We start from the raw sequence: 24,601 nt of genomic DNA, 5'->3' as shown, positions 1-24,601 counted from the left end.
GGGGCCGCATGACCGATCAACCCGAGAGCTACACCTACGCCAAGGCCGGCGTTTCGATCGCAGCGGGCAATGCCCTCGTCAAGGCGATCGCCCCGCTTGCCAAGGCGACCCGCCGCCCCGGCGCCGACGCCGATCTGGGCGGCTTCGGCGGCTTCTTCGATCTGAAGGCCGCGGGCTATAACGATCCGCTGCTCGTCGCCGCGAATGACGGGGTCGGCACGAAGCTCAAACTCGCGATCGACAGCGGCCGACATGACGGCGTGGGCGCCGATCTGGTTGCGATGTGCGCCAACGATCTGATCGTACAGGGTGCCGAACCGCTGTTCTTCCTCGATTATTTTGCGACTGGCCGCCTCGACAATGGCGTTGCCGAACGCGTCATCGCGGGTATCGCGGAGGGCTGCAAGCTCGCCGGCTGCGCGCTGATCGGCGGCGAAACCGCGGAAATGCCCGGCATGTATGCCGATGGCGACTATGATCTCGCCGGCTTCTGCGTCGGCGCCGTCGAGCGGTCCGAGGCACTGACGGGCAACCGTGTGAAAGCGGGCGACGTTATCCTCGGCCTCGCATCGTCGGGCGTCCATTCGAACGGCTTCTCGCTCGTTCGCCGCCTGGCCGCCGACAAGGGCTGGAAGCTCGATCGTCCGGCTTTGTTCGATCAGGACGTGCTGCTGATCGAGGCGCTGATGGCGCCGACCCGCATCTATGTGAAGTCGCTGCTGCCGCAGGTCCGATCCGGCAAGGTCGCGGCGATGGCGCACATCACCGGCGGCGGCCTGCTGGAGAATATTCCCCGCGTCCTGCCCGAAGGGCTCCACGCGCATGTCGACGCCGATCTGTGGGCGCAGCCACGCCTGATGGCCTTCCTGCAGGCGCAGGGCCATATCGAACCCGGCGAGATGGCGCGCACCTTCAACTGCGGGATCGGCATGGCCGTGATCGTCGATCCGGCCGACGTCGCCGACATCACCGCTGCGCTCGAAGCCGCGGGCGAGACCGTCCACCGCATCGGTGATGTCCGGCCCGGCGCAAAGGGCTGCACTGTGCGGGGCGGCGACGAAACGTGGAGCGCACGCGCACCCTGGTCGTCGACGCATGAAGGCTAAGCTCGGCGTCCTGATTTCAGGGCGCGGCAGCAACATGGCGTCGCTGATCGCGGCGTCGCGCGCCGATGATTGCCCCTATGAAGTCGTGCTGGTCGCGTCGAATGTCGAGGATGCAGCTGGCCTTGCCACCGCCGAGGGCGAAAGCATCCCCACCTTCGCGCACCCGCATCGCGGTCTGAAGCGCGCCGATTTCGACGCACTGATCGACGCCGAACTGCGCGCCGCCGATGTCGAATATGTCGCGCTCGCCGGTTACATGCGTATCCTGAGCCCCGAGTTCATTCAGGGCTGGGAAGGCCGGATCGTCAACATCCACCCCTCGCTCCTGCCGCTCTACAAGGGTCTCGATACGCACCAGCGCGCGATCGAAGCGGGCGATGCGGAAGGCGGCTGCTCGGTCCACATCGTCACCCCCGAACTCGATGACGGCCCCGTGATCGGCCAGGCGCGCGTTCCGATCCTGCCGGGCGATACGCCCGAGACGCTGGCGGCGCGCGTGTTGATCGAAGAACACCGCCTTTATCCCGCCGCGCTCGCCGCCTATATCCGGGACCATGGCTGACGAGACATCGACCCCGGCCGAACAGGCCGCGGAAATCCGCCGCCGCCGATTGCGGCTGCTGACCCTGGGCGAGATCGTCGCGGTGGCAGCGCTCGTCATATCGGGGCTCACGTTCTGGAACAGTTATGAGGAGCGGCGCCACGCCGAGGCGGACAAGGTCGCCAGTTCGACCAAGGAGAGCCGCGCGGCGCGCACACTCGTCCTCAGCGGCAAGGCCGACAAGGATGGCGACCGGCTGACGCTCACCGCGCTGGGCGGGCAGGCGATCCAGGGGCAGACGATCGCCTTCCCCGCCGCGCTGGATCTATCCGCCGTCGACAGCACCGATCCGCGCATCGAACGGCGCTGGATCGAAAGCGCGCTGGTCGATGCGCTCAAGAAAGCGGGCGAAAAGACCAAGGCGGGTGGCGACGCGCGCCTGCCCATCGCGATCACCACGCATTTCTACGCCGACGACGCTTTGGTCGACGACGTCGCGCTCTACGATATCGGCTACGCGACCAGTTCGAGCTTTCTCAGCGGCACCGACGTGAAGCTCAAGGGTCTCTCGCTGATCGGCCACACGACCGCCGCCGCCGCGCAGAAGCGGATCGATGCGCTCTGGTCGGCCCGCCACAAGGCGCCCGCCGAATGACCGTCGCCGACTATCCGCGCACCCACACCCGGATCAGCGACCTCGCGCTCGCAATGCCTCAGGCGACCGAAACCGTCTCGCACGGCTCGCCCGCGTGGCGGATCGGCGAGAAGGGCAAGATGTTCGCCTATCTCTGGCACGATCATCATGGCGACGGCATCACTGCCGTTATCGTCAAGACGAGCGGGCCGGAGCATCAGGCGATGCTGATCGAGGCCGATCCCGACCTTCACTACAGCCCGCCCTATCTTGGCCCGTCCTGGTGGATCGGCGTGCGGCTCGATCTCGGCGAACCCGACTGGGATCAGGTCGAACACCGCATCCGCGAAAGCTGGAAACTGGTGGCGCCGACGAAGTTGCTCGCCGCGTTCGGCGACTAGGATCCGGCCTCGATCCGATTACGCCCGCCGCGCTTCGCCGCGTAGAGCAACTGATCGACCTGCTCGGTGAACCCCACCGCGCTCATATCCTCAGACCGCACGATCGTACCGACGCCAAGGCTGGCGGTGACGAACTGCCCGCAGCTCGAATTTTCGTGCGGGATCTGAAGCTCCGCCAACACGTCCACGCATCGCGGCGCATAGTCCAGCGCAGCCGCTGCATCGGTGTCAGGAAGCAGCAGGACGAACTCCTCGCCACCATAACGCGCCACGATATCGCGCGGTCGCGTCGCGAGGCTTTTCAGCCTAGCCGCCACCCGGCGCAGGCAATCGTCGCCCTGCAGGTGGCCATAGCGGTCGTTGAACTGCTTGAAATGATCGATATCGAGCATGATCATCGACAGCGGCTGGCCACTTTTGGCTGCGCTCGCAAACTCGCTTTCCAGATGATTATCGAACATCCGGCGGTTGGCGATGCGGGTCAGCCCGTCCTCGAACGACATCGCCTCCAGATCGCGTTGCAGGTGGAGCAACTCCTGCTCGGTCTTCTTGCGCTCGGAGATGTCGAACATGAAGCCGACCAGGCTGTCGACATCGCCATCCGCATTACGCGCGACGTGCACGACATCGCGGATCCAGACATAGCCGCCGTCCGGCGTCAGCGCGCGATAATCGGCTTCATGATCGACGCCCGCCTGCGACTGCGTGACGCAGAAATTGACCACATAATCCCTATCCTCGGGATGGATGCGCGTGGCCCAGTCTTCGACCGAAATCCAGCTATCCTGCTTCCACCCCAGCAGCGCCTCGATCTGCGGGCCGATATAGGCGAACCGCATCGTCGCCCAGTCGATCTTCCAGGGGATGGCCTTGGTCGATTCCAGCAGCGTCTTGTAAACCGCCGGATCATAATCCGGCTCCGCAATCTCATCGGGCGCGGCGAACCGCACGTCCGGAACATTGTCATTCATATGCGCGACCACTTTTTGGATTTCGCTTCTCATCGGGCATGGCGCGGTTGCTGGCCATCCGAAAAGTGGCTCGTTTGCGCTGCGGATCGACCAAACGGGCGGCCGGATGTCTCACAATGGGTCGAACGCACAGCCTGCCCACGCGTGGCGGATGCTCCAAACTTCCAACGATTGCGCGGGCCGCGCGAATCGGCCGCTTGAACCCGGCCGGAAGGCCCGTAAAGATGGGGACATGACAGGGATACTATCGGGGCTGGGGCGCGTCCTTCTGGGCGCGCTGATCGTCATCACTGCGGCACAGGCGGCGAATGCGCAGGACCGCAAGCTGCCTTACTGGGCATCGCTCGCCTCGGGCGACGTGCTGATGCGCACCGGGCCGGAGCGCACATTTCCGGCGATCTGGCGCTATCGCCGTCGCGATCTGCCGGTGCAGGTGATCCAGATCTACGGCGACTGGCGCAAGGTGAAGGAAGTCGACGGGACCGAAGGCTGGATGCTCTCCACCCTGATGTCCGCAAAGCGCACCGCGATCGTCGTCGGGCAATCCCCCGCCCCGATGCATGCCGAGCCGACCGATGGTTCGGCGGTCAACTGGCAGGCCGAGCCGGGCGTCGTCGGCAAGATGCCGTCATGCGAAGCGGGCTGGTGCCTGTTCGATGTGGCCGGCAAGAAGGGCTATATCCGCAGCGACCGGATCTGGGGCGCCTCCCCCGGCGAAAGCTCCGAAGAGTGAGCGCGCGCGTCGTCATCGAGACCGAGCGCCTGCGCCTGCGCCAGCACCGCGTCGACGATCTCGACGCCTGCGCCATACTCGGGCGCGATCCTGTCGCGGTCGAATCCATCTACAAGGCACCGCTCAGCCGTGAGGACGTGTGGCACCGGCTGCAGCGTTTCGCCGGCCACTGGGCGCTGCTCGGCTACGGGCTGTTCGTCGTCGAGGAAAAGGCGACCGGCAAGGTGATAGGCGAGGTCGGCCTGGCCGATTTCAAGCGCGGGCTGGGCGAGGATTTCGATGGCCCGCCCGAATTCGCCTGGGTGATGTCGAGTGAGGTCCACGGCCAGGGCTATGCGAGCGAGGCGGCCAAAGCCGCGCTCGGCTGGATCGAGGCGCAGATGGCGCCACCCCGCGTCGTCTGCATCATCGATCCCGAAAATACTGCATCCCTGCGCGTCGCCGAGAAGCTTGGCTTCCGCGCCTATGGCAGCGCCGAATATAAGGGCAAGACGGTGACGAAGCTGGAACGGCTGGCCTAGGCCGCTTTCCTGAGCCGCAGGATCAGGGGATAAAGCAAGGCTTGCTCCTCACGGATCCGCGCACGCATCCCGATGCGCAGTCCCTTCGAAAGAACGCGATATTCCGGCCAGTTCGTCTGCAGTTCAGCGGTCGTCCAGCGCTTGATATGCTCGGACGACGCCAGCATCCGCTCGCGCCCGCGGCTACGCAATCCTGCGATCGCCTGCGGTGCGAAGGCTTCGATGGCGGGATAGACGGTCGCTTCGAGGAAGGATGCGCGCACCCGGCTCACCTTGCTGATCGCGAGACGCGCGGCCGCGACCTCGGCAAGCCTTGGTTCCACCTCGGTGGCCAAAGCTTCGAGCGCGTCGATGCCTTTGATCGCGGCATCGTGAAGGGCCTGGAGCCGATCGAGCATGATCCCGTTCTAGCCGGCCACATCTTAACGCTCAGTAGGATTCAGAAGCGCGAAAGCCATTCCGCCCAGCGCTTATGGTCAGGCATTTCGCGATTCATCCAACTTTCGTCGAATAGGCTGTCGAGATAGCGCTCTCCCGAATCGCAGATCAAAGAAACGATGCTGCCGCGATCGCCCCTGCTCGCCATCTCTTCGGCGAGGCGCAGCACGCCGACCAGATTGGTGCCGGTCGACGGCCCGACCCGCCGCCCGAGTCGCGCCGACAGGAAGCGCGCGGCGGCGAAGGAGGCAGCATCCTCGATCTCGATCATGCGATCCACGATATCGGGCTGAAAGCTTGCCTCGACGCGCGGGCGCCCGATGCCTTCGATCCGCGAGCGACGATCCGACGTCAGGTCGCGCCGTCCGGTGCGCCAGGCTTCGGCAAATACCGAACCTTCGGGGTCGACCACCGCGAGCCGGGTGCCGCGGCAACTCGCCCGACGATAGCGGACATAGCGCCCGATCGTGGCGGATGTGCCCCCCGTCCCTGCCCCGACCACAATCCACGTCGGGCACGGATGCCGCTCATTCTCCATCTGCTGGAAGATCGACTGGGCGATATTGTTGTTGCCGCGCCAATCGGTCGCGCGCTCGGCATAGGTGAACTGGTCCATATAATGGCCGCCGGTTTCGCGGGCGAGCTGCTCGGCCGCCGCATAGATCGGGCCGGTCACCGGATGACATTCACCGCCCAACCGCTCGATCTCGGCCAGCTTCGCAGGTGCAGTCCCCTGCGGAACCACCGCGATGAAGCGCAGACCGAGCAGCCGCGCGAAATAGGCTTCGGAAATCGCCGTCGACCCCGATGATGCCTCGATCACCGGCGTGTCCTTGCCGATCCAGCCATTGCACAACCCATAAAGGAACAGCGACCGCGCGAGGCGATGCTTGAGCGAACCCGATGGATGGGTCGATTCATCCTTCAGATAGATGTCGACTCCACTCACCCCGTCGAGCGGCACGCGAACGAGATGCGTGTCGGCGGATCGCGTCAGATCGGCCTCGATCTCCCCGACCGCCCAGTGCAGCCAGTCGCGGTCGTCACTCATTCAGTAAACTCCGTTCGCGCGGGGAGACCCGTCACGCATAATTGAAACTGATGCTGATCCGCTCGGCCTTCGCCGCGCCCGCGACGACTTCGTGCCGCAGCCAGCTTTCCCACAGGAACACGCTGCCGACCGACGGTTCGGCATAGACGAAGGGTTGGCTATCCTCGGGCGCGTCTGCCGCGCGACCAGGCGCGGCCATCAGCATGGGCAGGCGCGGATCCTCGAGCTTCAGCGCGCCCGCGCCCGGCGGCACGGTGATGTAGATGGTGCCGGATATGATGCTGTGCGGGTGGATATGCCCGCTATGACCGCCGTCGCCTTTCAGGACGTTGACCCACAGGCTGTCGAGCTTGGGCTTCTTCGCCAGATCCATGTGCGAAGCCTCCGCGAAGCGGCGGACATGCTTGTCGAGCGCGCGCTTGAGATCGTCAAAGGCCGGATCGCGCATCGGAAGGTCGTTGAGCGACGCGTAGGACGTATAGCCGCGATAGCCATGCGCCTTCGACCAGGCCCGCCCAGCCCGATCCTCCTTTGACAGCATGAGACAGGATTCGCGCAGCTCGTCGATCAGCGCGCCGTCATCGATGCGGTCTTCGTAGAAGCGGGTGACGAACAGGGTGCGGATAGGCATCGGCGCGGTCTAGCGGGGGTTGGACGAGACGCCAATCCTCGCTTTGCTACACCCGACCGTCACCCCCGCCTTCGCAGGGGGTGACGAATTGGGGACATTCCGCCGCCGCAACGCAAAACGGGCCGCCATCGCTGGCGACCCGCTTCGTATCCGGCAGTTGCCGAAGCGGCTTAGCGCTTCGAGAACTGGAAGCTGCGGCGGGCCTTCGCCTTGCCGTACTTCTTACGCTCGACGGCGCGGCTGTCGCGGGTCAGGAAGCCCGCGGCCTTCACCGGCGCACGCAGGATCGGCTCATACTTGGTGAGCGCCTGCGAGATACCGTGCTTCACGGCGCCGGCCTGGCCCGAAAGGCCACCGCCCTTGACGGTGCAGATCACGTCATACTGGCCATCACGCTCGGCGACACCGAACGGCTGGTTGATGACGAGACGCAGCGTCGGACGCGCGAAATAGACTTCCTGGTCGCGACCGTTGATCGTGATCTTGCCGGTGCCCGGCTTGATCCACACGCGGGCGACGGCGTCCTTACGACGGCCGGTCGCATAAGCGCGACCCTGCGCGTCGATGATCTGCTCACGCAGCGGCATCGTCGACACGACGGGGGCGGGAGCGGCGGCAACAGCCTCACCTTCTTCGGTGTATGCGGCCGGAGCCTGCGCGACGGCAGCAGGCGCCTCGGCGCCGGTCAGCGCCGCGAGGTCGGAAAGGGACTGGCGATTGTCGGACATTATGCGCCCACCTTGTTCTTGCGGTTCATCGAGCCGACGTCGAGCGTCTCGGGGTTCTGGGCGGTGTGCGGATGCTCGCTGCCGGCGAAGATACGCAGGTTGCGCATCTGCTGACGACCCAGCGGGCCGCGCGGGATCATGCGCTCAACGGCCTTTTCGAGAACGCGCTCGGGGAAGCGGCCTTCGAGGATCTTGTCCGCGCGGGCTTCCTTGATGCCGCCGGCATAACCGGTGTGGCGATAATAGACCTTCTGGGTCAGTTTCTTGCCCGTGAAGCGGACCTTCTCCGCGTTGACGATCACGACATTGTCGCCGCAATCGATGAACGGGGTGAAGCTCGGCTTGTGCTTGCCGCGCAGGATATTGGCGACGATCGAGGCGAGGCGGCCGACGACCAGACCTTCCGCATCGATCACGAGCCACTTCTTTTCCACCGTCGCAGGCGTCGCCACCTTGGTGGTCTTCATCAGCGCCTTCATGGGCTTAGACCTTCTATCGCAAAACGAACTGCGCCGCCCGTAGATCGAGCGGCGCGAACGGCGGCCTAATGCGCGAGAGGCCCAAAAGAGTCAAGCAAACCGGGCTGAATTTAATAGGTATCAGGATACCTTCATGATTTTCAGACCCGCCCGATGCGGTGCGCGGCGGCGATGGCGGCGGCGAGCAGTAGCGCAGCAACTGCCTGATGCGCGACCGCGATGACGATCGGCACGCCGAGCAGCAGGGTCGCGATACCCAGCAGGATCTGAATGATTGCCACGCCCGCAATCGCAATCACCTCTGCGGTCGCCCCCACATCCTTCGCCTTGCGCGCGAGGAGCAGCAGCGCCGCGAGCGTCACCCACGCCCACCAGCGATGGACGAACTGCACGACGATCGGATTGTCGACCACATTGCCCACGACGCCCAGCGCCGCCTGCCAGCCGCCTTGCGGAAACCACTCGTCGCCCATGCGCGGCCAGCTGGCGAAGGCATAGCCGGCACGCAGTCCCGCGGTGAAGGCGCCGAACAGTATCTGGATCGCGAGCGCCGCGATCGCGAGGCCAGCCGGCCAGCGCAGCCGCGAACGGACGTCGGCACCGGTCCGCGCCAGCGCGAACAGATCGAGCGCGGTCCAGATCAAAGCCGAGAAGATCAGCAGCGCCGCGAGCAGATGGATGGCGAGACGGATATGGCTCACCTCGGTGCGCACGCTCAGCCCCGAATAGACCATCCACCAACCGATCACGCCCTGCAGCCCGCCGAGCAGGAAGATCACGACCATCCGCCGGCCATATCCCGCCGGGATCGCGCGCTTCCACCAGGCGACGGCCAGGATCACGAGAAGCACCGTCCCGATCGTCCGCGCGAGCAGGCGGTGCAGATATTCCCAGAAATAGATCGACTTGAAGCCTTCGAGCGTCATGCCCGTATTGAAGGCGGCATATTGGGGGATACGCTTGTAACCTTCGAACTCGGCCTGCCAGTCCGCCTGGGTCAGCGGCGGGATGATGCCGTGGATCGGCTTCCACTCGGTGATCGAAAGCCCGGATTCGGTGAGCCGCGTGATGCCACCCACCACCACGATCGCGAACACGAACGCCGCGAGGAACAGCATGCTCCAGCCGAGGGCGCGGGGTTTCGGGGCGGGGACGGCAGGGCGGGCGAACGACATGGCGGCCCCATGCGCCAAGCCTCCCGCGCAATCAAGCGGGCGTCATGTCCCAGGCCCGTCTTCCTCTCTCCACCCGTCATTGCGAGGAGCCGCAGGCGACGCGGCAATCGAGGCCCGCACTAGAGTCAGGTCGCCAGCCTCCCTCGTTCGGGCCTGGATTGCTTCGCTATGCTCACAATGACGAATGGGGTCGGACAAGCCACGCCTTGCCTCCGGTTGCATTGACGGCTAGAGGCGCGCGCAACTTCCCAACCCCTTATTAAATGGAGCCCGCTCGGCCATGTCGACCGAACGCACCTTTTCGATCATCAAGCCCGACGCGACCCGTCGCAACCTGACCGGCGCCGTCACCGCGAAGCTCGAAGAGGCCGGCCTGCGCGTCGTCGCTTCGAAGCGCATCCACATGACCAAGGAGCAGGCCGAGGGCTTCTACGCGGTCCATAAGGAGCGTCCCTTCTTCGGCGACCTGGTCAGCTTCATGATCTCGGGCCCCGTCGTCGTGCAGGTCCTGGAAGGCGAGAACGCCGTCCTGAAGAACCGCGAAGTCATGGGCGCGACCAATCCGGACAATGCCGATGCCGGCACGATCCGCAAGGAGTTCGCCGAATCGATCGAAGCCAATTCGGTCCACGGTTCGGACAGCCTCGACAATGCCAACATCGAGATCGCCTATTTCTTCAAGCCCGAAGAAATCGTCGGCTGATCACAACTTCGTCGTCCCGGCGAAAGCTGGGACGACCGAGGCTCAGGCGCCGCGCTCCTCTCCTGAGATCCCAGCTTTCGCTGGGATGACGAAAAGGAGTGCGGCACCCCGCTTGACGGACCCGCCCGCCCGCGACTAGCCCGAAGCATGACTTCGACCACGCGCCCGTCAAAACCGAAGATCATCGTCACCCGCCGTCTGCCCGAAGGCACCGAGGCGCGGCTGACCGAGCTTTTTCCCGACGTCGAGCTGGCCGAGGGCGAAGGCATCACCGACAAAGCCGGGCTGATCGCCGCCGCCGCGCGCTGCGACATCCTCGTCCCCACCGTGATCGACACGGTTGACGCCGATGTGATCGCGGCGGGCAAAGGGCGCCTCCAATTCATCGCCAATTTCGGCAATGGCGTCGATCATATCGACCTTACCGCCGCGCGCCGTGCGGGCGTGATCGTCACCAACACGCCGGGCGTCCTGACCGAAGACACCGCCGACATGACGATGGCGCTGATCCTGTCGGTGCCGCGCAGGCTGGCCGAGGGCGAGAAGCTGGTCCGGTCGGGCGACTGGTCCGGCTGGAGCCCCGGCGCGATGCTGGGCCATCGCATCACCGGCAAGCGGCTGGGTATCATCGGCATGGGCCGCATCGGTCAGGCGGTCGCCCGCCGCGCGCTCGCCTTCGGGCTGACGATCTCCTACCACAATCGCCACCGACTGCCGGCCGTCATCGAGCAGGAATTCGCCGCCACGTGGGAAGCCGATCTCGATCGGCTTCTGATCCGCAGCGACATCGTGTCGATCCACTGCCCCCACACCGCCGAGACCGAGCATCTGCTTGACGCACGCCGGATCGGGCTGCTGGGGCCGCAAAGCTACCTGATCAACACAGCACGCGGCGACATCGTCGAGGAAAAGGCGCTGATCGACCGGCTGGAACGCGGCGAAATCGGCGGCGCGGGCCTCGACGTGTTCGAACGCGAGCCGCTCGTCGATCCCCGCCTGCTCGCGCTCGATAATGTCGTGCTGCTGCCGCATATGGGATCGGCCACTTTCGAAGGGCGCGCCGCGACCGGCGAGCGCGTCATCGCCGCGATCCGCCAGTGGCTCGACGGCGATCGGCCCCGCGATCAGGTGCTCGAAGGCTGGGCCTGAGCGCCGGAGCCATTTTCCGTTCAGCGCAAATCCATGTCGTCCCGCCTACCCAGGCTGAACAGTGCATAAACCTCGGATGAACCCCCGATAAACGGTGGAACCATGTGGTCGCAGTCTCGTTCCGGGGAGCACTGATTGACAACGACAGGAGCGTGACATGAACACCAGCAAGATGATCGCAGCGGCGGTTGCGCTGTCCGTCGCCGGCGCCGGCGCCCCGGCTTTCGCGCAGAGCGCGGGCAAGCTTGCCAAGGGTGCCCTTATTGGTGGTGCCGGCGGTGCGGTGGCAGGCGCGGTGATTCCGGGCCTCGGCACCGGCGAAGGCGCGCTGATCGGCGCGGCCGGTGGTGCGGCCATCACGGCGCTGAGCCACAAGGATCGCCGCTACTATCGCGACAATTATGGCCGCAAGTACTATGTCGATAAGCAGGGCCGTCGTCGCTACAAGTAAGCGACTGATACCAGCTTCGAAGGCCGCCGGGTTCGCCCGGCGGCCTTTTTCGTGGCCCTAAGCCAGCCGCGCCAGCCAATCGGCGATCATAAGCCGGCCTGCGGCCACCGCTGTCGATCCGTGCGTATCATGCTGCGCGCGAAGCTCGGGCACCGTCAGCCCCGCCGCTGTCACGTCGTCCTCATTTTCCAGCCACGCATCGAAGCGCGGATCCTCGCCCATTTCGGAATGGAACTGGAGCGCGAGCAGATTGTCGCCGCGCCGGAACCCCTGATGCGCATATTTGTCCGACGATGCGAGCAACTCGACGCCGCTCGGCAGATCGAACGTATCGCCATGCCAGTGCAGCACAGGCACGTCTTCGATATGCCGCAGCGGTGATCCCTGCCCCGCGCCGTTGATGCTGATGGGGGAAAAGCCGACCTCTTTCACCGGCCCCGGATAGACGCGCGAGCCCATTGCGGCCGCGATCATCTGCGAACCGAGGCACACGCCCAATGTCGGCCGATCGAGCAGGATGCGCCGCGCGAGCCGCGTGATCTCGCACGATATCCACGGATGCCGCTCGACATCGTAAACGCCCATCGGCCCGCCCATCATCACGACCAGGTCGGGCGCGTCGAAATCGACATTGGCGAAATCGGGATCGGTCACGTCGACCCGATCGATCGCATAGCCCGCCGCTTCGATCGGTGCGCGGAAACCGGCGACGCCTTCATAGGGGACGTGGCGAATGACGAGACAGGACTTCATCGCCGCAAAGTAACGCGACGCGCGCAGATGCCAACGCTAGGGATTTTTGGGGGCGGTAAAGGTCGCCGTCTCAATCCTCCCCCGCCAGGGGGAGGTGGCGCCGAAGGCGACGGAGGGGGAGGTCAGCGACCAACCAGCGGCTGGCATCCTCCCCCTCCGTCAGCTGCGCTGACACCTCCCCCTAGCGGGGGAGGATTAAGAAGGAAGGATCAATCCCCCGTCAGGATGCGATCGACGAGCTGCTTCACCGTCGGCACGAAGCCGTTCGAGTAGAACGGATCCTGCTTGAACTTGTACGCCGCGTGGCCCGCGAACATCAGATTCTCGTCGATCGGCCCGCCATGCGCGATATCCTGCAGCGTCTTCTGGATGCAGAAGCTGCGCGGATCGGCGAGGCGGCCGGTCGAGTTGCCTTCCGTGTCCGCCCAGGACGAGAAGCCGCACTGGCTGAGACAGCCCATGCAGTCGGCCTGGTCCTTTCGGATGATCTTGGTTTCTTCCGGCGTTTCGAACACCAACGTGTTGTCAGGGGTCTTGAGCGCCGTCGTGAAGCCGTGGCCATACCATTCGCGGGCGCGGTTGAGATCGCCCAGCGTGACCCAGAAATTCTTACCCTTCACACCGACATCGAGCTGATATTGGTGGTCGCCCGCAGCCTCCATAGAGAAAGCGATCTGGCGCTCCGAGCGCGCCTCGAGGTTGCGCAGGAAAGGATTGCGGACCGCCGACGAATAGAAGCCCGTTGGCGAGAAGCGGTGAAGCAGGACATCGCCCGGGTTCAGGGTCGTCAGGTGATCCTTCCAACCCTGCGGGATCGGGCTTTCCTGCGTCAGCAGGGGCCGGGTGCCGAACTGGAACACGATCTGCCCGAGTTCGGGATTGTCGATCCAGTCGTTCCAGTCGCGCAGGAACCAGACGCCGCCCGCCATGATGATCGGTACGTCATCCGAAATGCCACCGCTGCGCATCGTTTCGCGCAGCAGCTTCACGCGCGGATAGGGATCCTGTGGAACCTTGGGATCTTCGGCGTTCGAAAGGCCGTTATGCCCGCCCGCCAGCCAAGGATCCTCGTAAACCACGCCTGCCAGCCATTCGGCTGCTTTCGAATAAGCGCGCTTCCACAGGGCGCTGAACGCACGCCCCGATGACACGATCGGCAGATAACTGACGCCATAGGACGCCGCGATCTCGCTGAGCTTATAGGGCATGCCGGCACCGCAGGTGACGCCGGCAACCATGCCTCGCGTCTTTTCCAGCACGCCGTGCAGGATGCGTTGGGCGCCGCCCATTTCCCAAAGCACGTTGATGTTGATCGCACCGCGGCCGCCAGCGATTTCGAAGGCGCGCTTCACCTGTTCGACCGCACCCTCGATGGCATATTGGATCAGCTCCTCGTGCCGGTCGCGGCGCGTGAGCGCGCGATAGACCTGGGGAATGATCTTGCCGTCGGGATCATAGCTGTCGGCGTTGACGGCCGACACGGTGCCGATGCCGCCCGCGGCGGCCCAGGCACCCGAGCTTGCATGGTTCGTCGCAGCGACGCCCTTGCCGCCTTCGATCAGAGGCCAAACCTCGCGCCCACCATAAAGGATCGGCCGCACGCCCTTGAACAAAGAAACCTCCAGACAGAATGTGGCGCCCCTATAAGCGCCTTGGCCACGAAATGCGCGTGGAATCTGCGAAGCGCCTTAGCGCCCGATGAATGACCAATATAGGGATCGATAGCTTTCGATCATCACCTTCTCGTCGAATTCGTGCAATGCGACCATCCGATTGGCCGCACCGATCATGCACCGGCGTTCAAAATCGGCCGCCAGCCGCGCCAGCCCCTGCGCCATTCCCGCCTCGTCGCCCGTCCCGAACAGGAACGGCGCGTTATCGACGCTCGCCATCGCGCGGATATCGCCAACGTCGGTGGACAAAGCCGGTAACCCGCACGCCATCGCCTCGACCAGCGAGATCGGAAACTGTTCGCTGTCCGAACTCAACGCGAAGATGTCGAAATTGCCCAGATAGCGTACCGGATCGCTGACGAAGCCCGGCAGGATCAAACGATCCGCCACGCCCAGCCGCGCGGCCTCGGCAATGATCGCCTCGCGCTCCGGCCCTTCCCCCAGGATCACGAGCCGCGCATCGGCGGGCGCTCCGGCGGCGAAGACGCGAACAAGGCGCGGCAGATTCTTCACGGCACGAAGGCCCGCGATCGTGCCGATCACCACGCCCGGCCGGCCGCGATCGAGGCCGGGGATCGGCAGCGGCGCGGCGATCTCCGCCTCGCTCGGCAGGCGAATCCCGTTGGGGATGCGCAGGACACGCGACGACGGCTGCTTCCACACGTCGCGCGCGATCGTCTCCAACCGCTGCGAGGGCACGACCAGCTTTTCGGCGGTCGGCAGCATCAGGCGACGGAACGCCACGCGCTTGGGGTTCTGGCGGACGACCTCGTCCTGGTTGAAGCCGTCCTCGGCATGGATCAGCGCCGGAAGCTTCATGAAGGGCGCCCACATCCGCCGCGCGCCCACCGCGTCCATCGCACCCCAATTGTAGGTCAGGACCAGATCGAACCCAGCCATGTAGCGCGCGAGCTGCAGGTAACGCCCTGGCGACGGCTTCCCATGGAGCGGCGGCGCGCCCTCGTCGCCAGGAAATTCCACCGCAATGCCTCGATCGATCGCACCGCGTGCACCCAGCGCGCCCGGCACCGCCGTCAGCACGACATGGGTCACGTCCTCGCCGAAGGCATTCATCAGGCGCACCGCACGCGCTTCCTTGCCGCCCAGCGCAAAGGTCGAATGGGCGTGAAGGATACGCGCGGGCCGCTTCATCCGGCGGCCGCGATCCGTGCCAGCAATCGATCGATCCCGGCGATCGACGGCGGCTCGGACAGGCTCGGCGTATGGCCGACCCGCGCGATCACGACCTCCTCCATCTGCGGCAGCGTTTCCAGCATCCGCGCCGCCGTCTCGGGCTTGAGCAGATCGGACAGGCCGCCACGCACCAGCAAGGTCGGAATGTCCTTCAGCGCGTTGAGGACCGGCCACATGTCCACCCCCGGCTCGGCCCCGCCCGGCGCGCGGAAGGGTTCGGCGATCGCCATGTCGTAATCGAACACGATCCGGCCTGCGGGCGTCAGGCGACACAGCCGCTTCGCCATCGCCAGCCAGTCGTGCAGGCCGTTGCCGGGGAAATTGCTCGCCTGCGTTTCCGCGATCCCACGCGCCGCATGGAGCCAGGTGGGATAGCTGACCGACTTGCCGACATAGGATCGGATCCGCGCCAGCCCCGCCGGATCGATCACCGGCCCGACATCGTTGATCAGCGCGCCCGCCAGTCGCCCGACATTGCTCGTCGCCAGCAACGACAGGATCAGCCCGCCCAGCGACGTCCCGAACATGATGAGGCGATCGAGCTTCAATTCGTCGATCAGCAGCTGGACGTCCTGCAGATAGGTGAGCGGAACGTAGCTCATCGGATCCTTGGCATAGGCGCTTTCGCCGCGCCCGCGCAGTTCGACCAGGATCAGGCGATGCCGACCCTTCAGCCGATCCGCCACCTCGGCGAAATCGCGCGCATTGCGGGTCAGGCCCGGGATGCAGATGATCGGTAGGCCGGTGCCGGGATAATCGCGATAATGGAGGCGCAGGCCGTCGGCCGACCACCAATATCCGTCTTCCCAATCCGCCATGCCTTGCGCCCTTCCCGTTGCCGCCCCCATATCGCCGCATGCCTGCCATCCCGCAACCCGCCGCCTACCGTCCCGATCCCAGGATCGAGGAACTCGAAGGGCGACTGTCCGATCCCGTCGCCGCCGCCGATTTTCCGGAGACGGTCCTGCGCTTCCGCAATAGCCGGTGGGACAGTTCGGTCGGCCTCGACGCGCTCGATGACGAACAATGGCTCGCGCATTTCGGCCGGTTCCAGCCACTGCCCGGCAACCTGCCCCAGCCGCTCGCGCTGCGCTATCACGGGCATCAGTTCCGCGCGTACAATCCCGATATCGGGGATGGGCGCGGCTTCCTGTTCGCGCAGCTGCGCGATGGCGCCGATCGGCTGCTCGATCTGGGCACCAAGGGATCGGGCCAGACGCCGTACAGCCGGTTCGGTGACGGCCGCCTGACCTTGAAAGGCGGGATGCGCGAAATATTGGCGACCGAGATGCTCGAAGCGCTGGGCGTTAAAACCTCCAAGACCTTTTCGGTGATCGAGACCGGCGAAGCGCTCGAGCGCCATGACGAGCCCTCCCCCACCCGCGCCGCGGTCCTCGTGCGCCTGAGCCACAGCCATATCCGCATCGGCAGCTTCCAGCGGCTCGCGACGATCGACGATGCCGAAACGATGCGCCTGCTGACCGCTTACTGCCTCGCGAACCTGTTCGATGAGCCGGCCGATGCCGGCGCAGGCCGTTTCCTGGAGCTGGTATGCGAACGCACCGCACGGCTCGCCGCAAGCTATATGGCGGCGGGCTTCGTCCACGGCGTGCTCAACAGCGACAATATCAACGTCACCGGCGAGAGCTTCGACTACGGCCCATGGCGCTTCACCCCGCAATGGACGCCCGGTTTCGTCGCTGCTTATTTCGACAATAACGGCCTCTACGCCTTCGGGCGGCAGGCGCAGGCGATCCATTGGGACGTCGTCCAGCTTGCCTTGTCGCTGCGCCACATCGCCGAACCCGAAGAACTCGCCCCCGCGCTCGATCGCTGGCCCGCGCTGTACGAGGCGGCGGTCGCGGAAGCGATCTGTGGACGACTGGGCATCGCACCGCGCGGTGAGGAGAGCGATCTCGCGCTGCTGCAGGCGATGGACGAGGCGCTACAGGCAACGAAGGTCGGTACCGATCGATTCTTCTTCGACTGGCGCGGCGGCCGCCTGCGCGCGCCGAGCGACCTTTATGATGACGATGCCTTCAAGGCGTTTCGCGAGATAGCGGCCGCCTATCAAAGTTCGGTTTCGATAGACCATCCCTATTGGTCCGACGCCGAACCCTGTTCGATGCTGATCGACGAGGTCGAGGCGATCTGGTCGGCGATCGATACGCGTGACGATTGGGCCCCGCTACACGCCAAGGTCGAGGCAGTCCGCCGCATGGGCGCGGCGCACCGAGTTGCCGACGCCGACGCCAGCCACTAGGGCGACCGGATGACCATCAACATCCTTGTAACCGGCAGCAGCCGGGGCATCGGCCGCGCGATCGTCGAGCGGCTCGATTGCGACGACGTCCGCGTCGTCGGCCATCGTTCGTCGGCGGCGGAGGGCGATGACGCTCTCGTCGCCGATTTGTCGCAGGCCGACGCGCCTGCCCGGCTGTGGCAGGCCGCGCTCGATCGCCTCGACGGACGGATCGACGTGCTGATCAACAATGCCGGCGTATTCGAAGCCGCAGCCCTCGAAGCCCCCGACACCGCCTGGTCGGATGCGTGGGCGCGCACGATGCAGATCAACCTGACGGCATCGGCCGAACTGTGCCGCCGCGCCGTCCTGCACTTTCAGCGCAACGATGGGGGCCGCATCGTCAACGTCGCGAGCCGCGCCGCCTATCGGGGCGACAGCCCCGCGCACTGGCATTATGCCGCGTCGAAGGGCGGCATGGTCGCGATGACCAAGACGATCGCGCGCGGCTATGCCCGCGACAACATCCTCGCCTTTGCGATCTGCCCCGGCTTCACGATGACGGGCATGGCCGACGATTATCTGGAGAGCCGCGGCGGCGACAAATTGCTCGCCGACATCCCGCTGGGCCGTGTCGCCGATCCGGCGGAAGTGGCCGAGATCGCCCGCTTCGCCGCGCTCCAGGCACCGGCATCGATGACCGGCGCGGTGCTCGACGTGAATGGAGCCAGCTATGTCCGCTAAGCGTCGCGGAAACGAGCCGAAAGGCGACGGCGTCACCGGCTTCCCGTTCGACGCATCGCGTACCGGCAGCTGGAAGATCAGCCTGCCGTGCAGCAAGGCCGAGGCCGAGCGGATCGCCGAAGGCGACCTGACCGAAATCGACGCCCTCGATCCGCAGCCGACGCTGATGACCAGCGAGCCCGATCCGGACCAGCCCGACGCGTGGCAGCTCGATGCCTATGTCGAAGACAAGCCCTCCAAGGCGCTGATCGCCATCGTCGCCGCGCTCGCCCCCAGCGCGACCGTGAAGCCGTTGGTCACGCATATCCCCGAAGATGACTGGGTGACGCTCAGCCAGGCGGGCCTCGAACCGATCCGCGCCGGACGCTTCTTCGTCCACACACCGCACAATGCCGAGAGCGCCCCCAAGGGCATGACCGGCTTCGTGATCGACGCGGGTCGCGCCTTCGGCACCGGGCACCATGAAACGACCACCGGCTGCCTCGAAATGCTCGATCGGTTGCGCACGTCGGGCCGGCGCTTCGACGATATCGTCGACGTCGGCACCGGCACCGGCCTGCTCGCCTTCGCGGCGCGCGCCTTGTGGCCGGCGGCGAAGGTCATCGCATCGGATATCGATCCGGTCTCGATCGAGGTCACGGCCGAAAATGCCGTGGTGAACGGAGTGCCCGTCGGCCGATCGCGCGGACAGGTCGAACTGGTCGTCGCCCCCGGCCTGTCCGATCGCCGCCTGCGCGATCGCGCGCCCTACGACCTGTTGATCGCCAACATCCTCGCCGGGCCGCTGATCGAGCTCGCGCCGGTCTTCGCCGATGCGTTGCTGCCGGGTGGAACGTTGGTCCTTGCCGGGCTGCTCGACACGCAGGCCGATGCGGTGGCGAATGCCTATCGGCGCGAGGGGCTCTACCTCACCGACAGCATCCTGCGCGGCGACTGGCGCATCCTGCGCATGGCCAAACGGCGGCGCTAAGCGCTCACCTCACCCCAAATACCTCGTCATTGCGAGGAGCCAAAGGCGACGCGGCAATCCAGGCCCGCACGAGAGAGGCGCGCTACTCACTCCAGTGTGGGCCTGGATTGCTTCGCTACGCTCGCAATGACGAGATACCTGCGAAGCGCGCGCCTTAAGCCGGCCTATTCGCCCCGCCGCCGTCCATCACCTCGCGCACCTTCGTCGCGAGCTGGCTGACCGTGAATGGCTTGGGCAGGAAGGCGACGCCCGCGTCGAGCATGCCGTTATGGACCACGGCGTTGCGGGTATAGCCGGTGGTGAACAGCACCCTGAGATCGGGGCGCAGCGCCAATGCGGCGTCGGCCAGCTTGCGGCCGTTCATTTCGGGCATGACGATATCGGTGAACAGCATCGTGATCTGCGGCTGTTCGCGCAGCGCCACCAGCGCCTCGCTGCCGCTTGCGGCGGAGATCACGATATAGCCAAGCTCGCGCAGCGCATCGACCGAGAAGTGGCGCACGCGCTGCTCATCCTCGACCACCAGCACGACCTCGCCCGCCTTGCCCTGCGGCAATTCGCTTTCGGGGACGAGCGTGTTGCTCGTCATCGTCGGCTCGCCCATGTGGCGCGGCATGTAGAGCTTGACGGTGGTGCCCTGCCCGGGCTCCGAATAGATCGCGCAATGGCCACCGGTCTGTTTGGTGAAGCCGAAGATCTGGCTGAGGCCCAGCCCCGTCCCCTTGCCGACCGCCTTGGTGGTGAAGAAGGGGTCGAACGCCTTCGCGATCACGTCTGGCGTCATGCCGGTGCCGGTGTCACTGACGCTGATCATCACATATTGGCCGGGATTCACCTCGACATGCTGCCGCGCATATTCGTCGTCGAGATAGGCGTTGGCGGTCTCGATCGTGACATGCCCGCCATCGGCCATCGCATCGCGCGCATTGACCGCCAGGTTGAGGACCGAATTCTCCAACTGCCCCGGATCGGCGAAGGCGCGCCACAGCCCACCGGCCAGGACGGTCTCGACCATATATTGCTCGCCCATCGTGCGGCGCAGCAATTCGGACATGCCCTGAACGAGCTTGTTTACGTCGATCGTGATCGGGGCGAGCGGCTGCTGCCGCGAGAAGGCGAGCAACCGCGCGGTCAGCGATGCTGCGCGCTCGGCCCCTTCGGACGCGTTGCCGATATAGCGCGCGAGCGTCTCTGGATCGCCACCGATCTTGCGCTTGGCCAGATCGAGACTGCCGATAACGATGGCCAGCATATTGTTGAAATCATGCGCGATACCGCCGGTCAATTGGCCGATCGATTCCATCTTCTGCAGTTGGCGGGTCTGCGACTCGGCCGCCTCGCGCGCGATCATCTGTTCGCGCAGCCCTTCGCTGGCCGCGATCGCCGTGTCGCGCATCCGGGTCAGATCCGCCTCACGCCGCCGCGCATCACGCAAAACCACTGCTGCCACACCGACCACCAGCAGCACGGTGAGCGCCAGGCTTAATCCCAGCGCGAAGATCAACCGGTCGGTCGCGATGCGACGCTCGGCCTGCAGCCGTTCCTCCTCGACCAGCATCGCGCCAATCATATCGGTCACGCGGCGCATCTGTTCGGGGCCGTAGCTTCTGCTCTTGGGATCGCTGTGCAGGATCTGCTGCGTCCGCGCAAAATGATCGGCGGTTTCGTGCAGCGATGCAAAGCGTTCGTCGAGAAGCTTGCGCAATGCGACCATATGGTCCGCCTGCACGGGATTGTCGGCGACTTCCTTCGCGATGGCATCGAGCGCAGGCGGCGCAGCGCGGATCGCGCTTTCCATATTGTCGTAGAAACGCGCCTGGCCGGTCAGCAGGAAGCCGCGCGTATCGGACTCCGCCTGACGCACCGTTTCGCTGAGGCGATTGAGCTTCACCTGGATGTCGAGCGAATGCTGCACCCAGTCGCTGGCCCGCGCTTGCGCCATGACGAGCATGAACGCACCGAGGGCCGCCAGAACGGCGACGACCAGCCCAGCGATCGCCAGCAGAGGCGTCCTACGTGTCACGATGCTTGCGCGCATTAACGTTTCATGACCGATCCAACGCGCGCATTCCACCGCTAATCGCCGCACTGCGGCTATCGCGTCGCAAAAACTTTTCGCAAAGCTTTGCGATTTCAACCCGCATCCGAAACGATTTGTGCCCACTCGGCTTCGCTGATGACACGTATGCCGAGTGCTTCGGCCTGCTTGAGTTTCGACCCCGCGCCTGGCCCTGCAACGACAAGGTCGGTTTTCTTCGAAACCGATCCGGCCGACTTGGCGCCCAGCGCTTCGGCCTGCGCCTTCGCCTCGTCGCGCGACATGGTTTCGAGGCTGCCGGTAAACACGACGGTCTTGCCCGAAACCGCCGATTCCTGCGTCTCGACGATGAAGTCGGGAGGCGAGACTTCGCGCAGCAGATCGTCCCACGCCTCGACATTGTGCGGTTCGTGGAAAAAGTCGGCGAGCGCGTGGCCGACGGCCGCACCGACATTCTCGACCCCGATCACTTCGGCGACGGCCTTGTCCAGCCGGTTGCGATAGCGGCCATCCTCCTCGGCCAGAGCCTGCGGAGTCGCCTCGCGCAAGGCAATGATGTCCGCGCCCAGCGCGCGGATCGCGGGCAAGGTCGTGTACCGCTTGAGCATGTCGCGCGCCGTCACCGCCCCGACATGGCGGATGCCCAGCCCGAACAGCAACCGCGCGGCATCGGGTGCCCGCTTGGCTTCGATCGCGGCGAGCAGGTTTTCGACCGATTTCTCCTTCCAGCCCTCGCGCGTCAGCAGTTCGTCGCGATGCGCGGCGAGGCGGAAGATGTCGGCCGGCTCCTTGATCCAGCCCAGCTCCAGAAACTCCTCGATCGTCTTGTCGCCCAACCCCGCAATGTCGAGCGCGCCGCGGCTGACGAAATGGCGCAGCCGTTCGAAACGCTGCGCCGCGCAGATCAGCCCGCCGGTGCAGCGGATGTCGACCTCGCCCTCCTCGCGCACCGCCTCCGATCCGCAGACCGGGCAGTGATCGGGATAGATAAAGGCGGGGAGCTCCTCATCGCGGGTCAAATTCTCGACGACCTGCGGGATCACGTCACCCGCGCGCTGCACGACGATCCGATCCCCCGGGCGCACGCCCAGCCGTGCGATCTCGTCGGCATTGTGGAGCGTGACGTTGGAAACGACCACGCCGCCCACCGTCACCGGCACCAGCCGCCCTACGGGCGTGAGCTTGCCGGTCCGCCCGACCTGGATGTCGATCGCCTCCAGCGTCGTCTGCGCCTTTTCAGCCGGAAATTTATGCGCGATCGCCCAGCGCGGCGCCTTCGCGACGAAGCCGAGGCGCTTCTGCCAATCGAGCCGATCGACCTTGTACACCACCCCGTCGATATCGAACGGCAGGTCCGCGCGCCGCGCCTCGATCCCGCGATAATGGGCGAGCGCGGGCGCCGCGCCCTCGACGCGGACGAGATCGTCCGACACGGGCAGGCCCCATGCCGCGATGGCGTCCATCACGCCCTTCTGCGTGTCGGCGGGCAGATCGGACGCTTCACCCCATCCGTGGGCGAGGAAACGCAGCGGGCGCGATGCCGTGACGCCCGGATCCTTCTGGCGCAGCGATCCGGCGGCGGCGTTGCGCGGATTGGCGAACTGCCGCGCCTTGGCCGGGTCTTCGGCCTCGTCGAGAAGGCGGGCGTTGAGCGCGGCGAAATCGTCCTTCGCCATATAGACCTCACCGCGAATCTCGAAAACGGCGGGGGCCGCGCCTGTCAGCCGATCGGGAATATCGTCGATCGTTCGTACATTGGCGGTCACGTCCTCGCCGACCGATCCGTCCCCGCGCGTCGCGGCCAGCACCAGCACGCCCTGTTCGTAGCGCAGCGAGCAGGACAGGCCGTCGATCTTCGGCTCGGCGGTGAGCGCCACCACCTCGTCCTCAGCAAGCTTCAGGTAACGCCGCACGCGATCGACGAACTCGGTCACGTCCTCATCGGCAAAGGCGTTGTCGAGGCTGTACATGCGCTGCGCATGCGCAACCTTGGTCAAGTTGCCCGCCGGCGCCGCGCCCACCACCTTCGACGGCGAATCTTCCCGCACCAGTTCGGGAAAGCCCGCCTCGATCGCATTATTCTCGCGCATCAGCGCGTCATAGTCGGCGTCCGAAATCTCGGGCGTGTCATCGGTATGATAAAGCGCATTGTGCCGCGCGATCTCGGCGGCAAGAAAGGCGAGACGATCGGAGGCTTCGGCCTCGCTGAGCTTGTCGGGGGCAGTCATGCGCGTGGACTAGCGCAAAGGGGGGAGCGGGTGGAAGCGATGAAGCGGATGTCATTGCTGGTCGCGGCGATATTCGCGTTGACGGCAGCCCCTGCTCTGGCCGCAGAACCTGCGATGCGCATCCATCTGCTGGGCACTGGCGGACCGGAAATGACGGCCGATCGTGCGGGCTATGCGACGCTCATCGAAGTGCCGGACGATCTGCTGCTGTTCGATGCGGGGCGCGGCGTGCTCGATCAGATCTATCGCCAGCGGATCAATCCCAAGCGGGTGACGCGGATCTTCCTGACGCACCTCCATTCGGATCATATCGCCGGCCTGCCCGATCTGTGGATGACGCCGTGGTTCCTGCTGGGCCGCACCGCGCCGCTGGAGGTCTGGGGTCCACCCGGCACCGCCGCAATGATCGCGGGGATGCGCGCGATGTACGGGCATGACGTCGCCCACCGCGTCAACGCCTTCAACCCCGCAAGCGCGATCGAGGTGACGGTGCACGAAGTCGCACCCGGCCGCGTCTATGCGCAGGGCGGTGTGACCGTCACCGCCTTTGCCGTGGCGCATGCCGATGGCGATCCGGCGTTCGGATACAGGATCGAGCGCGCGGGCCACGCCGCCGTGCTGTCGGGCGACACCACCGCGACACCCATGCTTGATGCCGCCGCGAAAGGCGCCGACCTGATCGTTCAGAACGTCATCGCCTTCTCCCCGCGCCTGTCGGCCATGCCCGAGATGCAGGGCGTCCTCGCCAAGCTGACGACGCCCGAACAGGCTGCAAAATTGTTCGCAGGATCAAAGCCAAAGCTCGCCATCTTCTCGCACATCGTGAAGAAGGAGTTGCCCGGCACGACGGGTGACGAGACCGTCCTCGCCCGCGTCCGCGCCGCCGGCTATGCGGGCCCGCTGGCGATGGGGCACGACCGCGAAATCGTCGAGATCGGCGACACCGTCCGTCTCCTCCCCGCGCCCTCGATCGACGACTTGCGCGAACTCGACAGCAAGTCCGCCGACTTCTGATCGTTGTCCGCACCGGATCGCTCTGCTAGGCGC

At 65.5% G+C, this 24,601-nt stretch carries 26 protein-coding genes; 13 read left to right on the top strand and 13 right to left on the bottom strand.

From position 1 onward, the window contains the following. Positions 1-8 precede the first annotated feature (8 nt). The 4 genes from purM to FYJ91_RS17385 are packed head-to-tail and all read left to right on the top strand — an operon-like array spanning position 9 to position 2,682. Complete coding sequence (gene purM, locus FYJ91_RS17400) at positions 9-1,106, top strand: phosphoribosylformylglycinamidine cyclo-ligase (RefSeq protein WP_149523587.1); 1,098 nt, start codon at positions 9-11, stop codon at positions 1,104-1,106. Beyond that, positions 1,096-1,668, top strand: a complete 573-nt coding sequence (gene purN / locus FYJ91_RS17395; RefSeq protein ID WP_149523586.1) for a phosphoribosylglycinamide formyltransferase — start codon at positions 1,096-1,098, stop codon at positions 1,666-1,668. The genes purM and purN overlap by 11 nt, the downstream gene beginning before the upstream one ends. Next, complete coding sequence (locus tag FYJ91_RS17390) at positions 1,661-2,302, top strand: hypothetical protein (protein ID WP_149523585.1); 642 nt, start codon at positions 1,661-1,663, stop codon at positions 2,300-2,302. Before purN ends, FYJ91_RS17390 begins: the two co-directional genes overlap by 8 nt. Next, positions 2,299-2,682: an MmcQ/YjbR family DNA-binding protein gene (locus FYJ91_RS17385; RefSeq protein WP_149523584.1), complete on the top strand. Its 384-nt coding sequence runs from the start codon at positions 2,299-2,301 to the stop codon at positions 2,680-2,682. Before FYJ91_RS17390 ends, FYJ91_RS17385 begins: the two co-directional genes overlap by 4 nt. Here FYJ91_RS17385 and FYJ91_RS17380 read toward each other — a convergent pair. Further along, positions 2,679-3,653, bottom strand: a complete 975-nt coding sequence (locus tag FYJ91_RS17380) for a GGDEF domain-containing protein (RefSeq protein WP_149523583.1) — start codon at positions 3,651-3,653, stop codon at positions 2,679-2,681. The genes FYJ91_RS17385 and FYJ91_RS17380 overlap by 4 nt on opposite strands. A gap of 232 nt (positions 3,654-3,885) precedes the next feature. On the opposite strand from FYJ91_RS17380, the gene FYJ91_RS17375 reads away from it, so the two are divergent. After that, complete coding sequence (locus tag FYJ91_RS17375; RefSeq protein ID WP_149523582.1) at positions 3,886-4,386, top strand: SH3 domain-containing protein; 501 nt, start codon at positions 3,886-3,888, stop codon at positions 4,384-4,386. Further along, on the top strand, positions 4,383-4,907 hold the full coding sequence (locus FYJ91_RS17370; RefSeq protein ID WP_246152702.1) for a GNAT family N-acetyltransferase: 525 nt from the start codon (positions 4,383-4,385) through the stop codon (positions 4,905-4,907). Before FYJ91_RS17375 ends, FYJ91_RS17370 begins: the two co-directional genes overlap by 4 nt. On the opposite strand, the gene FYJ91_RS17365 is transcribed toward FYJ91_RS17370, so the two are convergent. The 6 genes from FYJ91_RS17365 to FYJ91_RS17340 all read right to left on the bottom strand — a co-directional run bounded on the left by FYJ91_RS17365 (position 4,904) and on the right by FYJ91_RS17340 (position 9,409). Next, positions 4,904-5,305: a hypothetical protein gene (locus tag FYJ91_RS17365; protein WP_149523580.1), complete on the bottom strand. Its 402-nt coding sequence runs from the start codon at positions 5,303-5,305 to the stop codon at positions 4,904-4,906. The two genes, FYJ91_RS17370 and FYJ91_RS17365, sit on opposite strands and share 4 nt — an antisense overlap. Positions 5,306-5,346: 41 nt before the next feature. Continuing rightward, entirely contained in the window at positions 5,347-6,396 is a 1,050-nt protein-coding gene (locus tag FYJ91_RS17360; protein WP_149523579.1) for a PLP-dependent cysteine synthase family protein, read from the bottom strand. A 31-nt stretch (positions 6,397-6,427) separates the two neighbouring features. Next, positions 6,428-7,027 carry a TIGR02466 family protein gene (locus FYJ91_RS17355; RefSeq protein ID WP_149523578.1) on the bottom strand — a complete coding sequence of 200 codons (600 nt, stop codon included), beginning with the start codon at positions 7,025-7,027 and terminating at the stop codon, positions 6,428-6,430. A 170-nt stretch (positions 7,028-7,197) separates the two neighbouring features. Beyond that, positions 7,198-7,755 carry a 30S ribosomal protein S9 gene (gene rpsI / locus FYJ91_RS17350; protein WP_149523577.1) on the bottom strand — a complete coding sequence of 186 codons (558 nt, stop codon included), beginning with the start codon at positions 7,753-7,755 and terminating at the stop codon, positions 7,198-7,200. Beyond that, complete coding sequence (gene rplM, locus FYJ91_RS17345) at positions 7,755-8,234, bottom strand: 50S ribosomal protein L13 (RefSeq protein ID WP_149523576.1); 480 nt, start codon at positions 8,232-8,234, stop codon at positions 7,755-7,757. Before rplM ends, rpsI begins: the two co-directional genes overlap by 1 nt. Before the next feature lie 140 nt (positions 8,235-8,374). Continuing rightward, positions 8,375-9,409, bottom strand: coding sequence for a COX15/CtaA family protein (locus FYJ91_RS17340; RefSeq protein ID WP_149523575.1), 1,035 nt, complete (start codon positions 9,407-9,409; stop codon positions 8,375-8,377). A 280-nt stretch (positions 9,410-9,689) separates the two neighbouring features. Here FYJ91_RS17340 and ndk point away from each other — a divergent pair, with 280 nt between their 5' ends. The 3 genes from ndk (at position 9,690) to FYJ91_RS17325 (ending at position 11,712) form a co-directional block, all read left to right on the top strand. Further along, positions 9,690-10,112, top strand: a complete 423-nt coding sequence (ndk, locus tag FYJ91_RS17335; protein ID WP_149523574.1) for a nucleoside-diphosphate kinase — start codon at positions 9,690-9,692, stop codon at positions 10,110-10,112. 147 nt (positions 10,113-10,259) lie between these two features. After that, on the top strand, positions 10,260-11,261 hold the full coding sequence (locus FYJ91_RS17330) for a 2-hydroxyacid dehydrogenase (RefSeq protein ID WP_149523573.1): 1,002 nt from the start codon (positions 10,260-10,262) through the stop codon (positions 11,259-11,261). A 157-nt stretch (positions 11,262-11,418) separates the two neighbouring features. Then, a complete protein-coding gene (locus FYJ91_RS17325; RefSeq protein ID WP_149523572.1) occupies positions 11,419-11,712 on the top strand; it encodes a hypothetical protein in 294 nt (97 codons plus the stop codon). 57 nt (positions 11,713-11,769) lie between these two features. On the opposite strand, the gene FYJ91_RS17320 is transcribed toward FYJ91_RS17325, so the two are convergent. The 4 genes from FYJ91_RS17320 to FYJ91_RS17305 form a co-directional block, all read right to left on the bottom strand. After that, positions 11,770-12,465, bottom strand: a complete 696-nt coding sequence (locus FYJ91_RS17320; protein WP_149523571.1) for a glutamine amidotransferase — start codon at positions 12,463-12,465, stop codon at positions 11,770-11,772. Positions 12,466-12,674: 209 nt separating this feature from the next. Continuing rightward, positions 12,675-14,078: an NAD(P)H-dependent flavin oxidoreductase gene (locus FYJ91_RS17315; RefSeq protein ID WP_149523570.1), complete on the bottom strand. Its 1,404-nt coding sequence runs from the start codon at positions 14,076-14,078 to the stop codon at positions 12,675-12,677. Between the two features lie 75 nt (positions 14,079-14,153). Next, positions 14,154-15,290: a glycosyltransferase family 4 protein gene (locus FYJ91_RS17310; protein ID WP_149523569.1), complete on the bottom strand. Its 1,137-nt coding sequence runs from the start codon at positions 15,288-15,290 to the stop codon at positions 14,154-14,156. After that, complete coding sequence (locus FYJ91_RS17305) at positions 15,287-16,150, bottom strand: alpha/beta fold hydrolase (protein ID WP_149523568.1); 864 nt, start codon at positions 16,148-16,150, stop codon at positions 15,287-15,289. Before FYJ91_RS17305 ends, FYJ91_RS17310 begins: the two co-directional genes overlap by 4 nt. A gap of 38 nt (positions 16,151-16,188) precedes the next feature. On the opposite strand from FYJ91_RS17305, the gene FYJ91_RS17300 reads away from it, so the two are divergent. Genes FYJ91_RS17300 through FYJ91_RS17290 form a run of 3 tightly spaced genes read left to right on the top strand, consistent with a single transcriptional unit; the run spans position 16,189 to position 19,288 of the window. Continuing rightward, entirely contained in the window at positions 16,189-17,595 is a 1,407-nt protein-coding gene (locus tag FYJ91_RS17300; RefSeq protein ID WP_149523567.1) for a protein adenylyltransferase SelO family protein, read from the top strand. Between the two features lie 9 nt (positions 17,596-17,604). After that, positions 17,605-18,318, top strand: coding sequence for an SDR family NAD(P)-dependent oxidoreductase (locus tag FYJ91_RS17295; RefSeq protein ID WP_149523566.1), 714 nt, complete (start codon positions 17,605-17,607; stop codon positions 18,316-18,318). After that, positions 18,308-19,288 (top strand): 50S ribosomal protein L11 methyltransferase, encoded by a 981-nt coding sequence (locus FYJ91_RS17290; RefSeq protein WP_149523565.1) that lies wholly within the window; start codon positions 18,308-18,310, stop codon positions 19,286-19,288. The genes FYJ91_RS17295 and FYJ91_RS17290 overlap by 11 nt, the downstream gene beginning before the upstream one ends. A gap of 154 nt (positions 19,289-19,442) precedes the next feature. Here FYJ91_RS17290 and FYJ91_RS17285 read toward each other — a convergent pair whose 3' ends face one another. Continuing rightward, positions 19,443-21,311 (bottom strand): CHASE3 domain-containing protein, encoded by a 1,869-nt coding sequence (locus tag FYJ91_RS17285; protein ID WP_246152700.1) that lies wholly within the window; start codon positions 21,309-21,311, stop codon positions 19,443-19,445. A gap of 110 nt (positions 21,312-21,421) precedes the next feature. Further along, a complete protein-coding gene (ligA, locus tag FYJ91_RS17280; RefSeq protein ID WP_149523564.1) occupies positions 21,422-23,554 on the bottom strand; it encodes an NAD-dependent DNA ligase LigA in 2,133 nt (710 codons plus the stop codon). A gap of 39 nt (positions 23,555-23,593) precedes the next feature. Between ligA and FYJ91_RS17275 the strand changes: the two genes are divergently transcribed. Then, positions 23,594-24,568: an MBL fold metallo-hydrolase gene (locus FYJ91_RS17275; RefSeq protein WP_246152727.1), complete on the top strand. Its 975-nt coding sequence runs from the start codon at positions 23,594-23,596 to the stop codon at positions 24,566-24,568. The last annotated feature ends 33 nt before the right edge of the window (positions 24,569-24,601 follow it).

This window comes from Sphingomonas montanisoli, assembly GCF_008274695.1.
GTDB classification, from domain to species: domain Bacteria; phylum Pseudomonadota; class Alphaproteobacteria; order Sphingomonadales; family Sphingomonadaceae; genus Rhizorhabdus; species Rhizorhabdus montanisoli.
The sequence above is the reverse complement of the archived record's forward strand: the minus strand, read 5'-3'. Positions and strand labels throughout refer to the sequence as shown.

Excerpts from the sequence above, each read along its gene's own strand:
- FYJ91_RS17300 (WP_149523567.1), top strand. The coding sequence starts at position 16,189 with ATGCCTGCCATCCCGCAACCCGCCGCCTACCGTCCCGATCCCAGGATC.
- FYJ91_RS17380 (WP_149523583.1), bottom strand. The coding sequence starts at position 3,653 with ATGAATGACAATGTTCCGGACGTGCGGTTCGCCGCGCCCGATGAGATT.
- FYJ91_RS17305 (WP_149523568.1), bottom strand. The coding sequence starts at position 16,150 with ATGGCGGATTGGGAAGACGGATATTGGTGGTCGGCCGACGGCCTGCGC.
- FYJ91_RS17330 (WP_149523573.1), top strand. The coding sequence starts at position 10,260 with ATGACTTCGACCACGCGCCCGTCAAAACCGAAGATCATCGTCACCCGC.
- FYJ91_RS17385 (WP_149523584.1), top strand. The coding sequence starts at position 2,299 with ATGACCGTCGCCGACTATCCGCGCACCCACACCCGGATCAGCGACCTC.
- purM (WP_149523587.1), top strand. The coding sequence starts at position 9 with ATGACCGATCAACCCGAGAGCTACACCTACGCCAAGGCCGGCGTTTCG.
- FYJ91_RS17340 (WP_149523575.1), bottom strand. The coding sequence starts at position 9,409 with ATGTCGTTCGCCCGCCCTGCCGTCCCCGCCCCGAAACCCCGCGCCCTC.
- FYJ91_RS17390 (WP_149523585.1), top strand. The coding sequence starts at position 1,661 with ATGGCTGACGAGACATCGACCCCGGCCGAACAGGCCGCGGAAATCCGC.
- FYJ91_RS17355 (WP_149523578.1), bottom strand. The coding sequence starts at position 7,027 with ATGCCTATCCGCACCCTGTTCGTCACCCGCTTCTACGAAGACCGCATC.
- FYJ91_RS17365 (WP_149523580.1), bottom strand. The coding sequence starts at position 5,305 with ATGCTCGATCGGCTCCAGGCCCTTCACGATGCCGCGATCAAAGGCATC.
- FYJ91_RS17295 (WP_149523566.1), top strand. The coding sequence starts at position 17,605 with ATGACCATCAACATCCTTGTAACCGGCAGCAGCCGGGGCATCGGCCGC.
- rplM (WP_149523576.1), bottom strand. The coding sequence starts at position 8,234 with ATGAAGGCGCTGATGAAGACCACCAAGGTGGCGACGCCTGCGACGGTG.
- rpsI (WP_149523577.1), bottom strand. The coding sequence starts at position 7,755 with ATGTCCGACAATCGCCAGTCCCTTTCCGACCTCGCGGCGCTGACCGGC.
- FYJ91_RS17275 (WP_246152727.1), top strand. The coding sequence starts at position 23,594 with ATGAAGCGGATGTCATTGCTGGTCGCGGCGATATTCGCGTTGACGGCA.
- FYJ91_RS17320 (WP_149523571.1), bottom strand. The coding sequence starts at position 12,465 with ATGAAGTCCTGTCTCGTCATTCGCCACGTCCCCTATGAAGGCGTCGCC.
- ligA (WP_149523564.1), bottom strand. The coding sequence starts at position 23,554 with ATGACTGCCCCCGACAAGCTCAGCGAGGCCGAAGCCTCCGATCGTCTC.
- FYJ91_RS17325 (WP_149523572.1), top strand. The coding sequence starts at position 11,419 with ATGAACACCAGCAAGATGATCGCAGCGGCGGTTGCGCTGTCCGTCGCC.
- ndk (WP_149523574.1), top strand. The coding sequence starts at position 9,690 with ATGTCGACCGAACGCACCTTTTCGATCATCAAGCCCGACGCGACCCGT.
- FYJ91_RS17375 (WP_149523582.1), top strand. The coding sequence starts at position 3,886 with ATGACAGGGATACTATCGGGGCTGGGGCGCGTCCTTCTGGGCGCGCTG.
- purN (WP_149523586.1), top strand. The coding sequence starts at position 1,096 with ATGAAGGCTAAGCTCGGCGTCCTGATTTCAGGGCGCGGCAGCAACATG.
- FYJ91_RS17290 (WP_149523565.1), top strand. The coding sequence starts at position 18,308 with ATGTCCGCTAAGCGTCGCGGAAACGAGCCGAAAGGCGACGGCGTCACC.
- FYJ91_RS17360 (WP_149523579.1), bottom strand. The coding sequence starts at position 6,396 with ATGAGTGACGACCGCGACTGGCTGCACTGGGCGGTCGGGGAGATCGAG.
- FYJ91_RS17310 (WP_149523569.1), bottom strand. The coding sequence starts at position 15,290 with ATGAAGCGGCCCGCGCGTATCCTTCACGCCCATTCGACCTTTGCGCTG.